This is a genomic window from Cyanobacterium sp. uoEpiScrs1, assembly GCF_947331815.1.
GTDB lineage: Bacteria > Cyanobacteriota > Cyanobacteriia > Cyanobacteriales > Microcystaceae > Rippkaea.
This window is the reverse complement of record NZ_OX373462.1, coordinates 1,380,646-1,399,593: the sequence shown is the minus strand read 5'-3', so window position 1 is coordinate 1,399,593 and position 18,948 is coordinate 1,380,646. Positions and strand designations below refer to the sequence as shown.

General features: G+C 31.5%; 11 protein-coding genes. 7 read left to right on the top strand and 4 right to left on the bottom strand.

What is annotated here, in order from left to right:
• The first annotated feature begins 428 nt into the window (after window positions 1–428).
• The 4 genes from OXU93_RS04920 to OXU93_RS04905 all read left to right on the top strand — a co-directional run bounded on the left by OXU93_RS04920 (window position 429) and on the right by OXU93_RS04905 (window position 5,010).
• Window positions 429–2,279, top strand: a complete 1,851-nt coding sequence (locus OXU93_RS04920) for a carbamoyltransferase (RefSeq protein ID WP_267382885.1) — start codon at window positions 429–431, stop codon at window positions 2,277–2,279.
• 45 nt (window positions 2,280–2,324) lie between these two features.
• Window positions 2,325–2,732: an SxtJ family membrane protein gene (locus OXU93_RS04915; RefSeq protein WP_267382883.1), complete on the top strand. Its 408-nt coding sequence runs from the start codon at window positions 2,325–2,327 to the stop codon at window positions 2,730–2,732.
• A complete protein-coding gene (locus OXU93_RS04910) occupies window positions 2,732–2,893 on the top strand; it encodes a DUF5989 family protein (RefSeq protein WP_267382881.1) in 162 nt (53 codons plus the stop codon). The genes OXU93_RS04915 and OXU93_RS04910 overlap by 1 nt, the downstream gene beginning before the upstream one ends.
• A gap of 1,325 nt (window positions 2,894–4,218) precedes the next feature.
• The gene (locus tag OXU93_RS04905; RefSeq protein ID WP_267382879.1) at window positions 4,219–5,010 is read left to right on the top strand and encodes an MlaE family lipid ABC transporter permease subunit; all 792 of its coding nucleotides are present in this window, start codon (window positions 4,219–4,221) and stop codon (window positions 5,008–5,010) included.
• Between the two features lie 2,291 nt (window positions 5,011–7,301).
• On the opposite strand, the gene OXU93_RS04900 is transcribed toward OXU93_RS04905, so the two are convergent.
• The 3 genes from OXU93_RS04900 to alaS all read right to left on the bottom strand — a co-directional run bounded on the left by OXU93_RS04900 (window position 7,302) and on the right by alaS (window position 16,055).
• Entirely contained in the window at window positions 7,302–7,682 is a 381-nt protein-coding gene (locus OXU93_RS04900; protein ID WP_267382877.1) for a hypothetical protein, read from the bottom strand.
• Between the two features lie 900 nt (window positions 7,683–8,582).
• A complete protein-coding gene (locus OXU93_RS04895; protein WP_267382875.1) occupies window positions 8,583–11,600 on the bottom strand; it encodes a UPF0182 family protein in 3,018 nt (1,005 codons plus the stop codon).
• A gap of 1,806 nt (window positions 11,601–13,406) precedes the next feature.
• Window positions 13,407–16,055 carry an alanine--tRNA ligase gene (gene alaS, locus OXU93_RS04890; protein ID WP_267382873.1) on the bottom strand — a complete coding sequence of 883 codons (2,649 nt, stop codon included), beginning with the start codon at window positions 16,053–16,055 and terminating at the stop codon, window positions 13,407–13,409.
• Window positions 16,056–16,832: 777 nt separating this feature from the next.
• On the opposite strand from alaS, the gene OXU93_RS04885 reads away from it, so the two are divergent.
• The 3 genes from OXU93_RS04885 to OXU93_RS04875 all read left to right on the top strand — a co-directional run bounded on the left by OXU93_RS04885 (window position 16,833) and on the right by OXU93_RS04875 (window position 18,459).
• Entirely contained in the window at window positions 16,833–17,027 is a 195-nt protein-coding gene (locus OXU93_RS04885) for an NAD(P)H dehydrogenase subunit NdhS (RefSeq protein WP_267384800.1), read from the top strand.
• 86 nt (window positions 17,028–17,113) lie between these two features.
• Window positions 17,114–17,782 carry an HAS-barrel domain-containing protein gene (locus OXU93_RS04880; RefSeq protein ID WP_267382871.1) on the top strand — a complete coding sequence of 223 codons (669 nt, stop codon included), beginning with the start codon at window positions 17,114–17,116 and terminating at the stop codon, window positions 17,780–17,782.
• A gap of 500 nt (window positions 17,783–18,282) precedes the next feature.
• Window positions 18,283–18,459, top strand: coding sequence for a hypothetical protein (locus OXU93_RS04875; protein ID WP_267382869.1), 177 nt, complete (start codon window positions 18,283–18,285; stop codon window positions 18,457–18,459).
• 90 nt (window positions 18,460–18,549) lie between these two features.
• Here the strand turns inward: OXU93_RS04875 and OXU93_RS04870 are convergent, their stop codons facing one another.
• On the bottom strand, window positions 18,550–18,786 hold the full coding sequence (locus OXU93_RS04870) for a hypothetical protein (RefSeq protein ID WP_267382866.1): 237 nt from the start codon (window positions 18,784–18,786) through the stop codon (window positions 18,550–18,552).
• Between the last annotated feature and the right edge of the window lie 162 nt (window positions 18,787–18,948).

Here is an 18,948-nt window from a genome sequence, read left to right as displayed (position 1 = left end):
TAAAATAGCGTAAGGATAACATTGGTAAACTTGACATTAAGACAAGAAGAAGTTTCGACCTTGAATTTTAGTTAATAAAATAGTTAATAGTCCGAAGAACAATAATTCTTATACAGAAAATTATTGTTCAATTGACAGTATGTTAAATATATATATGCTCAGAACAAAACTAGTAAATATAGCTTTGAAAGATTACAGATATTTAACACCTATATTTTACATTGTTTTGCTTTGATTTATGATACAGATTTCATTTTAAATAACAGCAAAGCCTTTAGTATAACTAAACAGGAGATGTTGTCATAAATAGAGTTAATGTATAGTTCATGAATACGAAAAACTCCATATTATGATATCTTATACCTTGACTTATGACGACTTGATATTTCCATGACAGTGGTGTACACAAAGAGGAAGATAATAGAAAAATGAGAATTTTAGGAATTTCAGCTTACTATCATGACAGTGCAGCAGCTTTGGTTCAAGAGGGAACTATTATCGCTGCAGCTCAAGAAGAACGCTTCACTCGAAAAAAACATGATGCAAGATTTCCTAAAAATGCTATTCTCTATACGCTTGCAGAAGCAAAAATTTCCCTAAACAAGTTAGATTATATTGTTTTTTATGAAAAGCCAATCGTTACATTTGAACGCTTGCTGGAAACTTACTTAGCATATGCGCCCCGAGGGTTTCGTTCTTTTCTTGCTGCAATGTCAGCCTGGTTACAAGAAAAACTCTATCTGAAGACTATCATCAAAAAAGAATTAGCCAAACTTGCTAATTGTCAAATTTCTCAACTTCCACCATTATTGTTTACAGAACATCATCAATCTCATGCAGCCTCTGCTTTTTTTCCCAGTCCTTTTAAGAATGCTGCGGTGTTGTGTCTAGATGCGGTAGGAGAATGGGCAACAACATCTTTTTGGTTAGGAAAAAATAATATATTGACACCTCAATGGGAAATCAGTTTTCCACATTCTTTAGGACTACTTTATTCTGCTTTCACTTACTATGCTGGTTTTAAAGTTAACTCTGGAGAATATAAACTAATGGGATTAGCTCCCTACGGCGAACCCAAATATGTTGACCTTATTTTAGACAATTTGATTGATATTAAAGAAGACGGAACATTCCGCCTAAACATGAAATATTTCAATTATGCAACAGGGTTAACAATGACCAATAAAAAGTTTAGCCGACTTTTTGGTGCACCTTGCCGTAAACCAGAAAGTAGACTCTCCCAAAAAGAAATGGATATTGCAGCTTCAATCCAAAAAGTTATTGAGGAAATTGTCTTAAAATTAACTAATACGGCCTATAAAGAATCAAAATCAGACAATCTTTGTTTGGCTGGTGGTGTCGCTTTAAATTGCGTTGCTAATGGACGTATTTTACGAGAAAGTAAATTTAAAAATATTTGGATTCAACCTGCTGCAGGGGATTCGGGAGGGGCAATTGGAGCAGCTTTAGCAATTTGGCATCAATATTTAGAAAATTCACGAAGTGTAAATGATTCAAATATTGAGTCGGATAAAATGCAAGGAACCTATCTGGGACCTCAGTTTAATGACGAGGAAATTGGGCAATATTTTAATGATATTCGCGCTCGATATATTTGCTTTGACAATAAAAAAATATTGCCAAAAGTAGCTAAACTTATTGCTGAAGGAAATGTGATTGGATGGTTTCAAGGGCGCATGGAATTTGGTCCTCGTGCTTTGGGTAATCGTTCAATTATTGGTGACCCTCGTAATGAGAAAATGCAGTCAATAATGAACTTAAAGATTAAACATCGAGAGTCATTTCGTCCCTTTGCACCTTCGGTTTTAGCTGAACGGGTTTCTGATTACTTTGATTTGGATAAACCAAGTCCTTATATGTCGTTAGTTGCTTCTGTAAAAGAAGACTTACATTTGCCAATAATGGATGAACAGAGACAACTTTTTGGTATAGACAAGTTAAAAATTCCTCGTTCACAAATTCCTGCTATCACTCACGTTGATTATTCAGCAAGAATACAAACTGTTCATTCTGAAACTAACCCTCGCTACTATCAATTAATTAAAGAATTTGAAATATTAACAGGGTGTGGAGTATTAATTAATACTTCCTTCAACGTTAGGGGAGAACCAATTGTTTGCACCCCTGAAGATGCTTATCGTTGTTTTATGCGTACTGAGATGGATTATTTAGTAATTGAAAATTATCTATTAGCTAAATCGGAACAACCACAATGCCAGAAGGATGATGGGTGGAAAGACGAATTTGAACTAGATTGATAGATAAATTGTAGTTTGTAATGCGTTAAATTAAATATTAAAGATATGTTTAATGAAATCCCTAGATTAAATAGAAAAGAATTACGGCATTTTGGTTTATTAACTGGAACAATTGTTGCTGGATTATTTGGAATAGTTATACCTTTTATTTCAGGACATGAGTTGCCAATAATTCCCTGGATTATTACCGTGGTAATGTACATTTTGGCAATTTTTATTCCTCAGTCTATTAATCCAATTTATTATAATTGGATGAGAATTTCGCAGATACTTGCCTGGATTAATACAAGAATTATTTTAGGTCTAATTTTCTTTTTAATTGTTAGTCCAATGGCATTTATTATGCGATTAGTTAATCGAGACACAATGAAAAGGAATTTTGATTATCATTTAAAAACATATCGTATTTCAAGTATTTTTAAAGAAAAAACTAGTATGGAGAGACCCTATTAATGGAAAGCTTTTTTGATTTAATAAAAGATCTTTGGGGATTTTTAAATGAGCGAAAAAAGTATTGGTTAATTCCATTAGTTATTACATTGGTTTTATTAGGAACCTTGATTATATTGACACAAGGATCAGTGATCGCTCCCTTTATTTATACTTTATTTTAAATAAATTAAAATTCAATAAAAAATCAATATCATTAATGTGATTCTATTTTTTATTCAAATAAATATTTAAATAAAAAAAGTAAATAGACTTATTTTTGGATTATTGAAGCCTACTATAAAGTACTAAAACGATTATGTAGAACTAATGAAGTTACAGGACTAGATTTTAAGGCAAACTTAATTGACTTTCTAGGTATTTTAGGAGCTTGTATCAAATTAACTTTGACACAAGACAAAAACTCAATTTGTGAGAAAGAAAAGTTATTATACTGATTTGTTTATTCAGGGCAATTTTTAGGTAATAGTATTATATATAATCAAAACAAATTTCCCTAAAATGATTTTTGTCTTCATTGAGAAAAAAAATCATTTTAGGATTGGCAATCGAAAGATTTAGGGATATGAAATGACCAAATATTAAACAGTTAGTATTTTCAACAAGTGTAGATAATATTTGCATAAGATTACCTCTTATATCCAAGGTAGGTGAATATTAAATAATACTTCTTATTCTTTTAAACAAATTTTTTCTGTAAAACTATATTGCGATTGAATATTTATTCCAACAGACGAGTTTAAATAATTTTTAACAGAATAGATAGGCATAATAAACAGACTACAGCATAAGATTAAACTGCTAATTGACTAAAATCTAGTCAATAAACTAAATTATAAAGAAGAAGAGCTTTTTATAAACTAACTAATGACAACTATATTATTTATGAAACTGAGATTTATTAAGAAGTAACTACAATGTTATTAGAATATGTAACTATGCTTTATAGCATAATGATTATTCAACCTATGGCTTAAGCTATAATATACCAAAGTAATTCCGATTTTCTTTGATTGGACTAATCAGTCACTTGACTATTTTGCTAGATTTCTTAAAAAATTAAATAGATCTTAAATAAATTACATTATGGATCTATAAATTCAAAGCTAAATAAGTTTAATTTATGACAGCCATCGAAGAACCGTTTCATAAGTAATCAATTTAGTAGATACCTCTGAACAGGTGAGAAAGTCTCTTGTGAAAAGATTATCGATTTTTCAACTATATTGATAACCTGTTGCGTTCAATTACAATAGATACTATTCAACTATAGGAAAATCACCATACCGTCAATTCCACTGACTTTATTATCTAAGGTATAACATAAAAATCTTAGCGGACGATATGTTCTTTGTAAGACTTAGTGACTGTTTTCCCTGATTTACCCTTGTCTGTGAAAAAGTATTTAGTTGAGAACAATGAAAACTTAGGAGAATTGGGAATCATTAGTTGATAATAAAAGAGACATAATTTACAGGATAGGAAATCAATGACTAACCAGACAAGTACCCGTCGTGGTTTTGTTATATGGTTTGAGCGGTTGCTGGCAGCTATCCTCTTAGGAGGACAGGTTTTTTTTCACCTGCTGAAAAGTAGAATACATCGACGCAACACCCTTGAACAAATGAGTTTAGTTGGACCTGAATCTCTAACAATCGCCTTAGTGACGGCAGGATTTGTAGGAATGGTATTCACCATTCAAGTTGCTAGAGAATTTATTCATTTTGGTGCAGCCAGTACTGTTGGTGGCGTTTTATCCCTAGCGTTAACGAGAGAATTGGCTCCTGTTCTGACGGCCGTGGTGGTAGCAGGACGGGTCGGGTCAGCTTTTGCTGCCGAAATCGGAACAATGCGCGTGACGGAACAAATTGATGCACTGTATATGCTAAAAACCGATCCTATCGACTATTTAGTAGTTCCTCGTGTCTTAGCTTGTTGTATGATGTTACCGGTTTTAAACCTTCTTTCCCTAATGACAGGGATGGCTGGAGGATTGTTAATTGCGGATAGTTTATACGATATTTCTCCGGTAGTTTTTTTAAAATCTGCCCGTAATTTTCTCGAGCTTTGGGATTTGTTGACTTCGATTATCAAATCAATTGTTTTTGGTGGTTTAATCGCAGTGATTGGTTGCAGTTGGGGATTAACTACTACGGGTGGAGCCAAAGGAGTAGGGCAGTCTACGACAACGGCAGTTGTAACAGCTTTATTAGCTGTCTTTGTTGTTAATTTTTTCCTTTCTTGGTTTATGTTTCAAGGGACAGGAACAGCTTCTCTCTAGAGAGAAGCTGACCCAATGTACTTAACAAAAGTAATTTAATCTAACTTGCTGAAAACTGAAGGAAAGCACTCAAAAGATATATAAAGAAAAGGTTAATATCTTTTTAGCAAAAAATGATGTTTACTTTCACTAAGCAATTAACTATTCACTCAAAAAAGATATCAACAAAATAAACTAATCAAAATCCAAAAGACAAATCAATGATGGCATCAGTAAAGGGTAACATTAAACTTATGCTGATGCTATAGTATTTGCCAATATTTGTACATAAAGTAAGTCTTTAATCTCTTTGAAGAGACTTGATGTTACAGCTTAAACCCATGGATTTTCTTTCATAAAAACAATAAAAATTCAAATAACTTAGTTTAATCAATATATATTTTTACTATATATTAATTTATCCTACCTTTAATATAAAAGTAAAATAAATCAATCTTAAAATCATAATTTATTATTATTAAAATAACGACATTCCCACACAAATTTACTTTTAATATATTATGTCTTAAACAGCCTAAAAATATCTTTTATATTTTGCTTTTTTTAAAAAAGCAAAATTTTGTTATTTACCATTATTTCATTAACTAAAAAATTTTTTTAAAAAATTGGCTGCTCAGTGTTTCGTAAGTACTATGTGAATTATATTAGAATAGTTGAAGCAGTAACTTTAAGCTCAGTTAATTTAAAAATTATATTCTATTTTTATTAGATTTATTGGTATTACTAGGATACATGATTAGCACAATCTAATATTGAATCATTTATGAGCACTAAAAAATATGAACTATTCAAACAAAATTTGCATTTTTATATATTAGTTATATTTGTTAATATAACTAATATATAAAACAGTTTTACTTTACTGTAAGAGAGTATTCTATTGTTGTTCTTTAAGATAAATATTCGTAAACTATTAATCATTTAATATGATTAAATTAACATGTCTATCGTGACTAAGATTGTAGATACTACACAATTAATATGAAATTATCTCACTCTTAACAATAAATAAAAATTTGCTCTTTATTTTACACAATTAATTATTTTACTAGACTATTATGAATTATAAAGTCGGTTTAAGTTGTATTTTTGCATACCAATAATACTCTAACCTCCACTTCAAAAAAGTCAATAATATTTGTCTCTGGAGAAATACTTTCACTACTAGTGTTACTCGTTGAAAAATTCTTAGTAGAACGTTTTTGATATAACTGATAAATACAAGAATAAATATATATTTATACAATATTTTATCGATTTTCAGACTTAATTGTGAGTGCTTATAGATTTGCAATCATAAATTTTTGTCCATCTTTTGTAATCTTGTTATAAAGTATGGCGTCGTTCTAAGTAATGTTAATCGATCACGATAGCCATTGCCCACGATTAAGGCAGTATTTTGAAAGATATTTATCAATTAATAAATTATATAGCTTGGGTAATTAAACTCAAATATTAGAATTTTTGGTAATTAAGACGTGATTCTATAATTTGGTAAAAAATGGAGATCTACTCTGCTACAACTTAATAGAGTGGCTATATTGTCTACAAAAGTTATTAGGTGAGTTTTTGAAGTTATTTTATAAAGTTTTAGAATCGACGAAACAAGATTCCAAAACTTTGGTTCGCTTAACGATTTGAACCGATCTTTGATAAGTATTTAGATAATTATCCACAGTTTGCTTATCATTGTATATTTTCTTGTAACTAATAAACTGTATCTAGAAGTAAATCTAATTTTTTGTAAAGGATTCTGACAGCTGGGACATATCGAGCAAATTATTTTTAATCTATTGGTATTCCACTGCAAATTTTTATTTAATATTTTAAACCTAAAAAGTTAACTTTAAGTGTTGAAATTATCTCTTTTTCTATAAAAAAGAAACAGCTATTTGTTAATATACTTGCTTTAAAAGCAAATACTAGATAACTTTATCAGAGTTACAGTATCTAATACTTATAAATATAATAAAAGTCAATCTAATTAGATAAGTAAATTAATAAGAGAGGTATAAAAGTATCAATTAGTATAGTAATAAAAAAAGCGACATATTACTAAAAAACTTGACAGTTTATTTTTATTCCTTAACCTCTCTATTGCCAATTTTTTTAGTTTAATTAACTTTTTTATTAGTCTTCTATGATAAAAAATATATAAAAATCTACCTATAAAATAGTATGTTGACTTAACATGATTGTTTATCCTAGCAGTCTTACAAAGTAAAAATAACGCAGGTTCAATTTTAATGCCATCAGCATATATCTTGTGAAGACTTAGCTAAGTAGTAGAGTCAGTCTTCCAATTGATTGCTAGAGACCTCTACCGCATCGATATCGATTGTATTTGATGGTATGATGCGATGAAAACGTCCTCCTTCTATCTTAAGAAGTTCACCGCAATTGGGACATTGACATTCGGTTTTATTGAATCCTGTAAATCCATAACTACATACTGGACACTTGTCTCCTACCAAATCCCGTCGAAGCCACCAGCGTATTCTCCATAAAATGATTGCTGGGGCAATAGTAATTAAAGCGATAAGAATAAGAAAACTATTAATGACCCAGCTTAACCCTACTGAACCTAAAAATAACCCTAACAATAAGAATGTCAATGAGCAGCTAAGTCCAAAGTTATTAAACCATACAAATTTAGGGAACTTATTATTCACGGTAGTCTCCTCGATTATTCATTGCTAACATAAACGCGACCATAAAATGTTTACAACTCACATTCCAAGCAATGCTTTTCAGATATATTTTGTTAGTAGATTAGTTTAACAACTTACCTGTTATTATCATAACTGCAAATCAAAAGTTAATGAAAAACCATAATAGGAAATAATTAAAAATTAATTTTACTTTATATTAAGTTGGTTATTAGTTGAGTTAATTAAAGGATCAAAATCAAGATTGATATAGTTTTATAATCTCAATGATATTTTTTTATCTCAAGCAAATCTATTTTCTATATAAAACAATGCTATCTAAATCTAGGTAATTAGAATTAAGTATGCGTTGCTTAATCTTTATTATTAATAATCGAAATAATAACAGTTACAAAGATAAGAGTAACTGTTATTGCATAAAGAAAAAATATGTCTAACCGAATAACATTGGTCTACTAACAAAATTTGAAACACTCTAATTTGAATAACAAAAAAATATTATGGCAATCAAAGTCAAAATAATACTTTCAACTTTAAAATAATAATCTAAGTTTTCTCTATATGTTTGTTCAAAATTTTTTGTAGTCGTAAGAGTTAGTAGTGATTGGCTATCTAGACAGTCAATCACTAGATGAAAGTAAAATTATGTTTATCTAATATAATTAGAAAGGTTAGCAGTTTTATCTTTTTTGTTATATCTACTGCTAAGTAATGAAATATTTGGAAATGTATAATGTTCAACAAGAGTAATCCAACCGTTACATCTTTCTGACAATAAGTTGTATAAAATAAATGTTCTACGTTTTGAGAAGTGCTTCAATAAAATATAAAACAATTTCTCTTGATTCTGTTAGTACTAAAATATTAGTACTTGTTCGGTATTAGTATGAGTCTGATAATTCCTCATTTTAATTCTGGTGATGCTCGTCTCTCCTCTTCTGTAAGAGATCTAATAATTGTTTCAGGCGTAGATTGTGAAGGTTCAAAAATTGATTGAAGAGCTTTATCCAAATTCTGGGCCATAACAATTTTATTTTCATAAATCACTATTACCCTTGCTAAAGTCGGAAGACTATTTTGTTCTGCTTCTAAATATAATGGCTCTACATAAAGAAGAGATTGTTCAGCAAAAAAAGGAATGACTAAAAGATTACCTTGGATAACACGAGATCCCTGACGGTTCCATAGAGAAATTTGTTGAGAAATTACCGGATCTTGATTAATTAAGGCCTCAATTTGTTCTGGTCCATAAATGACTCGTTGCTTAGGTAGTTGAATCAGATTCAATTTACCATAATTTTGTCCATCAGACTGAGCAAATAAGCCTGCAATTAAATTATTACGGCTTGTAGGAGTAAAAAAGTTAATTAAAATGAATTCTTGAGATTTTCCAGTCACACGCATTAAAAGATAATAAGGTTCAATAGGCTGTTGTTTTTCTCCATAAATCTCCTGCGGAATACGCCATTGATCTTCACGATTGTAAAATACCTGAGCATCAGTCATATGATAGGTTAACAGTCTTTCTGATTGGGTATTAAATAAGTCTTTAGGATAGCGGATATGTGCCTTGAGAGCAGTAGGCATTTCTGCTAAAGGTTTGAACAAATCTGGAAAGATTCGTTGCCAGGTTTGAATAAGAGGATCACTGGGATCAACCACATAAAATTGCACATTGCCATTGTAGGCATCAATCACAATCTTAACGGAGTTGCGAATATAGTTAAAGTTGTATTTTCCTGGATCAGAATAAGGATAGCCACTACTAGTGGTATAAGCATCAATGATCCAATAAAGGGTACTCGGACTTATTAACCTATTAGAGTTAGATTTATCCAGCTTAGCGCTGACTAAATAAGAATCGTTATCAAAATGCAGAAAAGGGGCAATTTTACGAATACGACGGTTAATATCACGATGAAATAATAAACGAGTCTGGGGAGTAAAATTTTTAGTAAACAGCATTTGCCAGTCTTTGAGATACTCAGCAAATAGTAGTCGTCGTACTGCCGAACTAATAGAGATACCTCCTTGACCATCATAGATGTTATAAGCATTATCCTGACCGCTAGGGTAGTCTAATTCTTGTACCTCTGTATTAGTCATGATGTAAGTATCTGTCAATTCCCCAAAGTAGATACGAGGATTATTAATGGGGATACTATTACAAATGTTAGCGTTTGAAGTTTGTAACTCCCCTGCGTTACTATTTGTTTCAATATCTTGAACCAAATAGAATGGTAATCCTCCTTGATCGACTTGATTGACTAGGGATAGGGTAAATCCATAGCCATGAGTATAAATTAAATGTTTGTTAACCCAGGTTTTAGCTTGTTTAGGAACCTCATTATAATCGAGCTCTCTAGCTGCAATTAACACTTGTTGTTTAGCTACATTGGGTGATAAACATTCATTATCTATAGGAATCCTGTAACGATCAATGTCTGCATCGGGAAATTTATAATAAAGACGAATTTGTTGTAGTTGACGGTTTGTTTGTAGTAATGGGCGGGCATCCCACAGACGAATATTCTTAATAGTTAGACGATTATCTTGCAGATCTTCATCTGTTAAGCTTCCAGTAGCATCAAGAGTCTCAATTTTAATTTTATCTAAATTAAACGCGGCACGAGTTAGAGCAATACTCCGTTCAATATACGGGCGTTCTCGACCTAATTCATTAGGTTGAACCACAAAACTTTGGACTACTGCAGTTGCGAATAAACCAAGGATAAAAATGACTAAATATAGGATAAAAGGAAGAGTATAAAAAGGAAAATATGGTCTATTTTTATTTCTGAAAAGTTGTGTAAAGATGAGGTTCCTTCGTCCTGTTAGGGCTTTAAAAAGTAACCAAACAGCGATCATGGTAACTAAGATGCATAGAGTTGTATCTACAGGCAATGACACATGTACATCGGTGTAGCTTGCTCCATAAACTACTCCACGCGGAGAATATAGGAGCTCATAACGGTTCAGCCAATGACGTAATCCTGCAATTAAGCATGTTAAACCACCTAATAAATATAGATGACGTAGTTGGTGTCGTGAAAATCCTGGAAACCTTCCTTGAGACAGACTTTTAGCGGACAAGAGGTAGGTAAGACTAACGGTAGCAAAACCATAGAGAAATAGTCCACCTAACCAAAAATTAAGCAATTTCCAAAACTGTAACTTAAAGACATAGAAGCTGATGTCTCTACCAAATTGAGGATCGACTGTTGAAAAAGGAGTTGAGTTAAAATACTGAATAATTCTTGTCCAGTTTCCTGATATTACCAAGCCAAAAATGATACTAAAGATGATGGACATGGTTTTTAGGTAGAATTTTTTCTTTAATAGGATTAAAAGAATTAAGCCTCCGATAGCCACAGCCTTCCAAAGATGCTGAAAAATTTGAGAAAACAGTTTTGGTATAGAATTGAAATAGAAAGGCAAAGGAAGTGAGGGAGTTATATTAGGAAGGGTTAAATCAGGAGTCCAAATGTCATAAGCAACCTGACTGTAGTAAAGTAACATTAAGCCCATCATCGTTCCTAAAAAGAACACTAGGGTTAACAGCAAAGATAAACCAAAAGAAGGAGATTCCGGAAACAAGGTTTGATAATTTTTCTGGGTTTGATCACTCCTATTTTCCTTATATCGTCTTTTCTGGAGATTAAGAAACTCTGTTGGGATAGCATGCCATTGATAATACTGTGCCTTATATAAGTTATTTAATAAAAACCAAAGAGAAACCCCTGTTGTTCCACTAAATAGCCCAAATTGCCACAATAATCTCTTTAGAAATGGATGTAGATAGCCTACCTCCTTAAACCAAAGAGATTCTACGACTAAATGAGAAAGCAATTCAAAGACTAACCAAAGTCCAAATAAACTGCCGAGGACTTTAAAAATACTATAGGTTAGGGTTTTAAACATATAATTTTTAGGTTATTTTTCCCATTATTTCAGTTAATTACCTGAAGCAATGGTGTCCAAAAACAACTTTATTTCGAATTGATCTAAAGTTTTTCCAAATCACGACTAGTCTCCTCGCCAAAAGAAATGAACTAATAGGGATAAGTCCACTCTTCTAGAAAGTTTTCTCGTCTGAATTGACATAAATCAGCATAAGAGACCTTCCTTTGTCATATCAAGTGAATACAGCACATAATGATGGTCCATCGCACAATAGACTATCCTAAAATTTCGACCTGCTTTTAGTTTGCTTTAAAAGGAATTAATGTCATTATCTACATAATTAGCAAAATTCTATTGTAAAGTTATTTTACGAACCGCAATTAGTGAGACTATTAATTCATCATGTAAACTTTTGTTGTTAAGGATTTATTTTGTGTAGTAGTGCTCCTTTATCAACAATAAAAGAGCAGTAGAAAATTCAGAATCGTGGTTAAAACGATAACCGTCTCTTTTGAGCAAAATCAATTTATTTACCTGTTTATAGAAATCTAGCTTATAGACTCAATAAGTCGATTACTTGAGTCAAAAGAGTTTAAGGTCTTTTGGAAAACTCTTTTTAACTAATTTCAAAGATAGCCAACATAGTAACTCTTAGAGAGACGGATTGCATGACACTTCGCGCTAAAAAGGGTTGCTCTGTTATGAATTAATTCATGATTCTTTAGTGATATGTATTGCTAAATACTGATAGCTTTCGCTATTATAATAGTAGGTCAACTTTCGCAAATTATTTGTAGCAGTTAATCGCATTGACTAGGTGATCTATATTTTTTGCAACGTTTTATTAAACACTCTCTTCAAGACTAAAGATATATCAGAATAGACTATTTTTGTATTTCTCTCATTTGACTAAAGAAAAAAGTATGTCAGGATAACGATAGTAGCTTTCTTTAGGTTAGCTCACTGTCTCAAAAAGCTATTGTAAAAGTCTTAATAATAAAAAATTAGTTGAGGAATATATTTCATTAAAAACAGCCACAAATTGTCTAGAGAGTAGTCTTCTTAGAAGAGGTTGATAGTATGGCTTTATATGCTGATAATTCAAGGTTATTTTTATTCACAGTTTATTGTTATTATTAATATATTTGAGTAATAATTTATACTTGAATACCGGAATATATTACTAAATACAATTCAAATACTGTTGTTTTATTTATTGAAAAATATTTTTTTAAATAAGCTATATATAACTAGGTAAATATTTGTAATCTTGTTAAGAATAATTAATTAGTTTATCTTAACTAAGATTTGAATCAAAACAGTCACAGGAAAGAATTAAAAGAAAAAAATATTAAAATTAGACACCCTAGAAAACATAACTATATAAATTAATAGCTCGTAGATTTTAAAGCACCAAAGTAATTATGTAAGATAGTTAAAATAGACTAGTTGTTATTAAAAGTTAATTAATAATAACCAGTTTAACAGCAACGATAGCTTATATCAAAAAGCAATTATAAAGTATTAAGACATACTAATCGTAGTACATAACGCCATAATAAAAATATAAAGACTATTAATCATCCATGTGATGTTAAGTGTAACTCATTAGTCATTATTACTGAAGAATTCAATAAAATTTATATATAACTATAATCGCACTTACTTAATTTATTGAATTGATCAAGAACTGCCATGTATACCATGTATATTTAAACCTCTAATACCTAAAATATTTTTAAGTAAATTTTATTTGAAAGTATTCCTTCAATTGAGGTGTAGGAAGAAAAAAGAAAATAATTTCCTCTTACACCTGTTTCATAATTATTGCAACTTTTCCATTAACCGCTGTTTGGCTGTTGATAAAGCTTCAGCCAATCTTTTAGGATCCCGTCCCCCTGCCTGAGCCAAAGTAGGACGTCCGCCGCCGCCTCCTCCACAAATTTTGGCAATTTCACCGATGAACTTACCTGCTAGCAATTTCTTTTTCTCATTAATCTTTTTACTGAACGCAGCTACTAGACTGACCTTTCCTTCCCCAGGGACTGAAGCTAAAACAATTGCCGCTTCTCCTAATTTTTGTTGTAGTCTTTCTGCTGCAGTTTGTAAATCTTTTCCCCCGATATCTCCCATCTCTGAAACTAAAATCTTAAAGGAACCGACATTTTCAACTTTACTCAGTAATTGCTCAGATTTAGTAACGGCAAGTTCCTCTTTTACTACTTCTAATTCCTTTTGAGTAGTTTTTAATTCAGACTGTAAAGAGGTAATACGATTGCTAATTTCTTCTGGTTTAATTTTAAAGAGATTACATAGTTCTTTAACTACCATCTCTCGAATACTGAAGTACTCTAAGATCGCGTTACCTGCTACTGCCTCAATACGTCTTATTCCTGAGGAGATACCACTTTCTGAGATTATTTTAAATAATCCTATTTCGGCAGTATTCTTAACATGGGTTCCTCCACATAATTCCATGGAGACACCTGGAATATCTATAACACGAACCTCTGTACTATATTTCTCTCCAAATGTAGCGATTGCTCCTTGCTCTCTAGCTTTTTTTAACCCCATAACTGACACTTGAGTGTCGTATGCCTCAAGAATCCAATTATTAACTAAAGTTTCAATCTCTTGTAATTCTTCTTGCCTTATGCAACGTGAACAATTAAAGTCAAAACGCAAATGTTCAAAGTCTACTAATGATCCTGCTTGAGAAATAGAGTCATCAACCACTTTTTTCAATGCTGCCTGCAATAAGTGAGTAGCGGTATGATGTGCTTGAATTCGACGACGGCGGATATTATTAATAGTTGCTGTAATGGTATTTCCTACTTCAATAGTTCCTCGTTCAACTTTTCCAAAATGAATAAAAATATCTGATTCTTTTTTTACATCTTCAATACAAACCACTAAATTATCTCCGGTTAGATAACCGCGATCACCAATTTGTCCGCCCGACTCTCCGTAAAAAGTAGTTTGATCTAAAACAATTTGAATATCAGTTCCTGATGTCGCACTATTAACAGTTTTTCCTTTTACTAAAATCGCTTTTACTCTAGCCACTGTTTTAGATTCTGTATAACCTAAAAAATGCGTAGGGTTTATGTATACAAGTAATTGTTCTAGGCTATTTCGTACAGTTAAATCAATAGTTTCATAGGCAGCTTTTGATCGTTCTTTCTGCTCTTCCATCGCTATCTCAAAGCTATCAACATCAACAGTCAATCCCTGTTCCTCTGCAATTTCTTGAGTTAATTCAAGGGGAAACCCATAAGTATCATAAAGTACAAACGCGTCTACTCCTGAAATTTTACTGTCTTTATCAGTTCTTTCAATAACTTCTGCTAATAGTTTTTCGCCGCGTTCTAAAGTTTCTAAGAAACGAGACTCCTCTCGTTGTAATTCTTGTTTAATTAGTATTTCTCGTTCCCTAACATTAGGGTACTCTTCTTCAGAAAGTTGTATCGCAGTTTCAGCAACATCGGTAATGAATTCCTTGTCTATTCCAATCAACCGACCATGTCGTACCATCCTACGAACCAATCGACGCAAAATATAACCGCGATCAGTGTTTGAGGCAGTAATTCCATCAGCTATCATCTGAACTACGGACCGTATATGATCTCCAATTATTTTTAAAGAAATCTTACTTTTTTCATCTATTTTTTTGTATTCAATTCCAGCAATTTTTGCTGTCGTTTCAATAATAGCAAAAATTAAATCTGTTTCATAATTATTAGGTACTTTTTGCAAAATTTGAGCCATCCGTTCTAAGCCCATTCCCGTATCAATATTTTTATTTTCTAATGGGGTCAAATTTCCTTCTGCATCACGATTATATTGCATAAAGACTAAGTTATAAAACTCAATAAAACGGGAGTCATCTTCTAAATCGATATTATCGTCTCCTAATTCAGGATAAAAATCATAATACATTTCTGAACAAGGGCCACAAGGTCCTGTGATTCCAGCTTTCCAAAAGTTATCTTTCTCCCCCATTCTTTGAATACGATGAGGAGATATACCAATTTTGTCACGCCAAATTACGAACGCTTCTTCATCATCCTCAAAAACGCTTACAATAAGGTTTTCTGGAGGCAAATTAAACACTTGAGTTGATAATTCCCAAGCGTAGGCAATTGCTTGTTCTTTAAAATAATCCCCAAAACTAAAATTGCCCAACATTTCAAAAAAGGTATGGTGTCTCGCAGTCCGCCCCACATTTTCGATATCATTGGTACGGATACATTTTTGCGAAGTAGTAGCCCGAGGATAGTCAGGTTTTTGTTTTCCCAAAAAGATAGATTTAAAAGGTAACATCCCTGCAATAGTTAGGAGTACGGTAGGATCCTCTGGGATTAAAGATGCACTAGGTAATATTTTATGTTGTTTTCCTTCGTAGAATTTAAGAAATTTTTCTCTAATTTGAGTGCCTGTAAGTGATTTAGGGGATTTAGAAGTTCTATCCATAGATGTTACCAATAGTGGTCTGTTGTGATCATATATTTATTATTGTAGTATTTTGAGAAATGTAGCATGATTTATCTATTATGTCATCTTGTTCTATCTATGAAATAATTTTGATAAGCTGTTAGTTTTTTAAGTAATTAATTATGAAATGTGTATCAATTTTTTTAAACTACTTATATCAAGTATAAATAAATCTAAAGTAATATTTGTTTATTGATTTCTTATTAATTGTAAAAGATGAAAATATTAAACTATTCTAGGAATAAATTCATAGATTATTTGATTTTATACAAAAAATATTATTGTCCATTAACTAAATAAACTATTATTTTAGCAATATTCAATATTTTTGTTTTTACTGACAATTATTTTATAATAAATAGCTAAAATTTAGTTTTAAAATTAGTAACTTAATTGATAAAAAATGAATATTATTGTATGATCTGTGTAGATGTATGTTCATAAACATGAATTAATAAATCAATTTTTAATTTAATTCCTAAAATATTTATCAGGAAAACGTTTATTGATACCTACTATACTTATAGTAATTGATTTAACTAGTTAAGCCAATTAAAATTTTAACAATTTAGTTAATATAATTATCAATATTGTTTGATTAAAAAATCTTTTTTAACTATAAAAATAAATTCTAAACAATAACCAAACAAAAAAAGTTAATCATGCTTTACAATAAACTATTGTTTGTGTTTTAAACTAGATATATTTGGTGTTAAGCTAATACAGAGAAACGTTACTAACGAGAAAAAAATCATGATGATTTTACCTGGTGCAACTGTGCGAGTCACTAATCCTTATGACACCTACTATCGTTTTGAAGGACTTGTACAGCGAGTGAGCGATGGAAAAGCTGCTATTTTATTTGAAGGAGGTAACTGGGATAAACTCATCACCTTTCGACTGTCTGAATTAGAAGTATTTGATCCTACAGTTACTAAAAAGAAGAAATAGCATTTTGCATTTTGGTAGTGAGCCCCTTTAAGATTTATTAAGTAAAATGGGGCTCAAACCCTTATATTAATAATAATTAATAGCTTATGCGTCTTCCTCTACTCCGATCTGCAACAGATAATCGTCAACCAGATCACATTGCTGAAGTAATTGAGACATCAACTACTCAATTTTTAGCTCAATGTCTTGAACCGGATGAACTAAACTTCCCGGTGATGCCGGCTTTTGGTAGTTGGGTTAAATCCTTAGATGAAAAATCAGGGAATAAAATTTTAGGGATTGTTACGTACGCTACCACTTTACCTATAGACTCGGTGCATCGAGCACGAGCATTAGGATTATCTTTGACAGATTTACGTGAGCAGCAACCACAAATTTTTGCTATGTTAAAAACCGAGTTTCGCGCTGCCATCGTCGGTTTTGAAACCCCTGAGCATGAAGTCAATAGTAGTGGAAAAACTTCTGTAAAGATTCATCAATATTTACCCCCTCGTCCGCCCCAAATTCATCAAGGAGTCTACTTATGTCAACCGGCAGAAATTATTAATTTTAGTAACAAAATAGATTTTTTACGTATTCTTCTACAAGTTAGAGATACCCCACCTGAAGCCTTAATTGCTGCCACAATACGAAAAGTTTATTTATTACGAAAAGCTGAGCGCAACTGGTTAGTCAAGGTTGGACGTAATTTAAGTATTTTACTAAAAGACGATTATGATCGCCTGCAATATATTCTAAGCCAAGTTACTCTTTGACTAAAGATATAAAACATAACAATTATTATTTTTACTATTTTTAGAAAAAATAAAACAACAATTTTAAATCAAACAAAATTTTCTATAGAGCTGGCTCCTCAACTAAGCTTTAATCTATTTTATAGTTATTGATCTACTCCCTAAAAAGAGATTTATGTGCCATTATTGATCTCTCTTTTACTCTATAAATGTTTTTTTTATTTCTTTTAGTTGCCCCGTTAACTTCTCTAATAAGTTGTTAAAAGAACTGAGAATATATTAGAACTTGAAATTAAAATTAGTAGAATGCATAAAAATATCACCCAGATGGCTTCTATAAATATCTTCTTACTTTAGATTGTTCAATTCTTCGGATATTGGGTTTGGGTCGGTAATCAAAATCATCTATTAACAGGAGTCATTGGAACTGTGCACTATATTCCATTAATTTCTGTTATTGAAAAAAATAAGTATTTATATCTACAATAGGAGCTTTAGAAGATTATTTTAGGAGAATACCTATGCCTTCAAAAACGATGCAATTATTGTTCGCTCTCGGTTTAGCCGCTATCATCGGAGCGTGTTCTAGTCCTTCTGAAGAGGATGGAAAAGTTGAAGATAGCATTCAGCCGACTACTGAAGAGATTACCCCTGGTGTTGAAGACACTGTTGAAGACATTGAAGATGGCGAAAGCTAATTTGTATGTTTAAACCCCAGCTGTTGGACAAATTAGACCTAAAAAGTCTATACTCCAACAGCTTTCTAGTTTTCCCTAGTGATCTTAAACTTATTTATTGTTCACTTTAACGTGAATAGCCTCGAAAACAGGTGATCCAAACCCTAGCAAAATAATTAAACTCACTAAGTGAACTAACCAATGAGCAATGCTTAATCCCCAAATTAAACAAGTCAAGGCACTCGCGACGGCTAAAACCCCAAAAATATCATTATCTGTCCGTTGATACCAAAAAATACTCCCGATGGAGATTACAAAAAATAGGAGGGGAAAAATTGGGAGCATCATGACAAATCACCTTCTGATCATTGGGGTTAACAAAAGCGTTAAAGCGAAAATTATTTAGTCCTCACCGTCTTTAATATATGTCTTTATTTGAGGATAACATTGACCCTCTCAAAAAACTGGTAATCTAGACAACTAAACTGAGAAATTGTAAAAAATATTTAC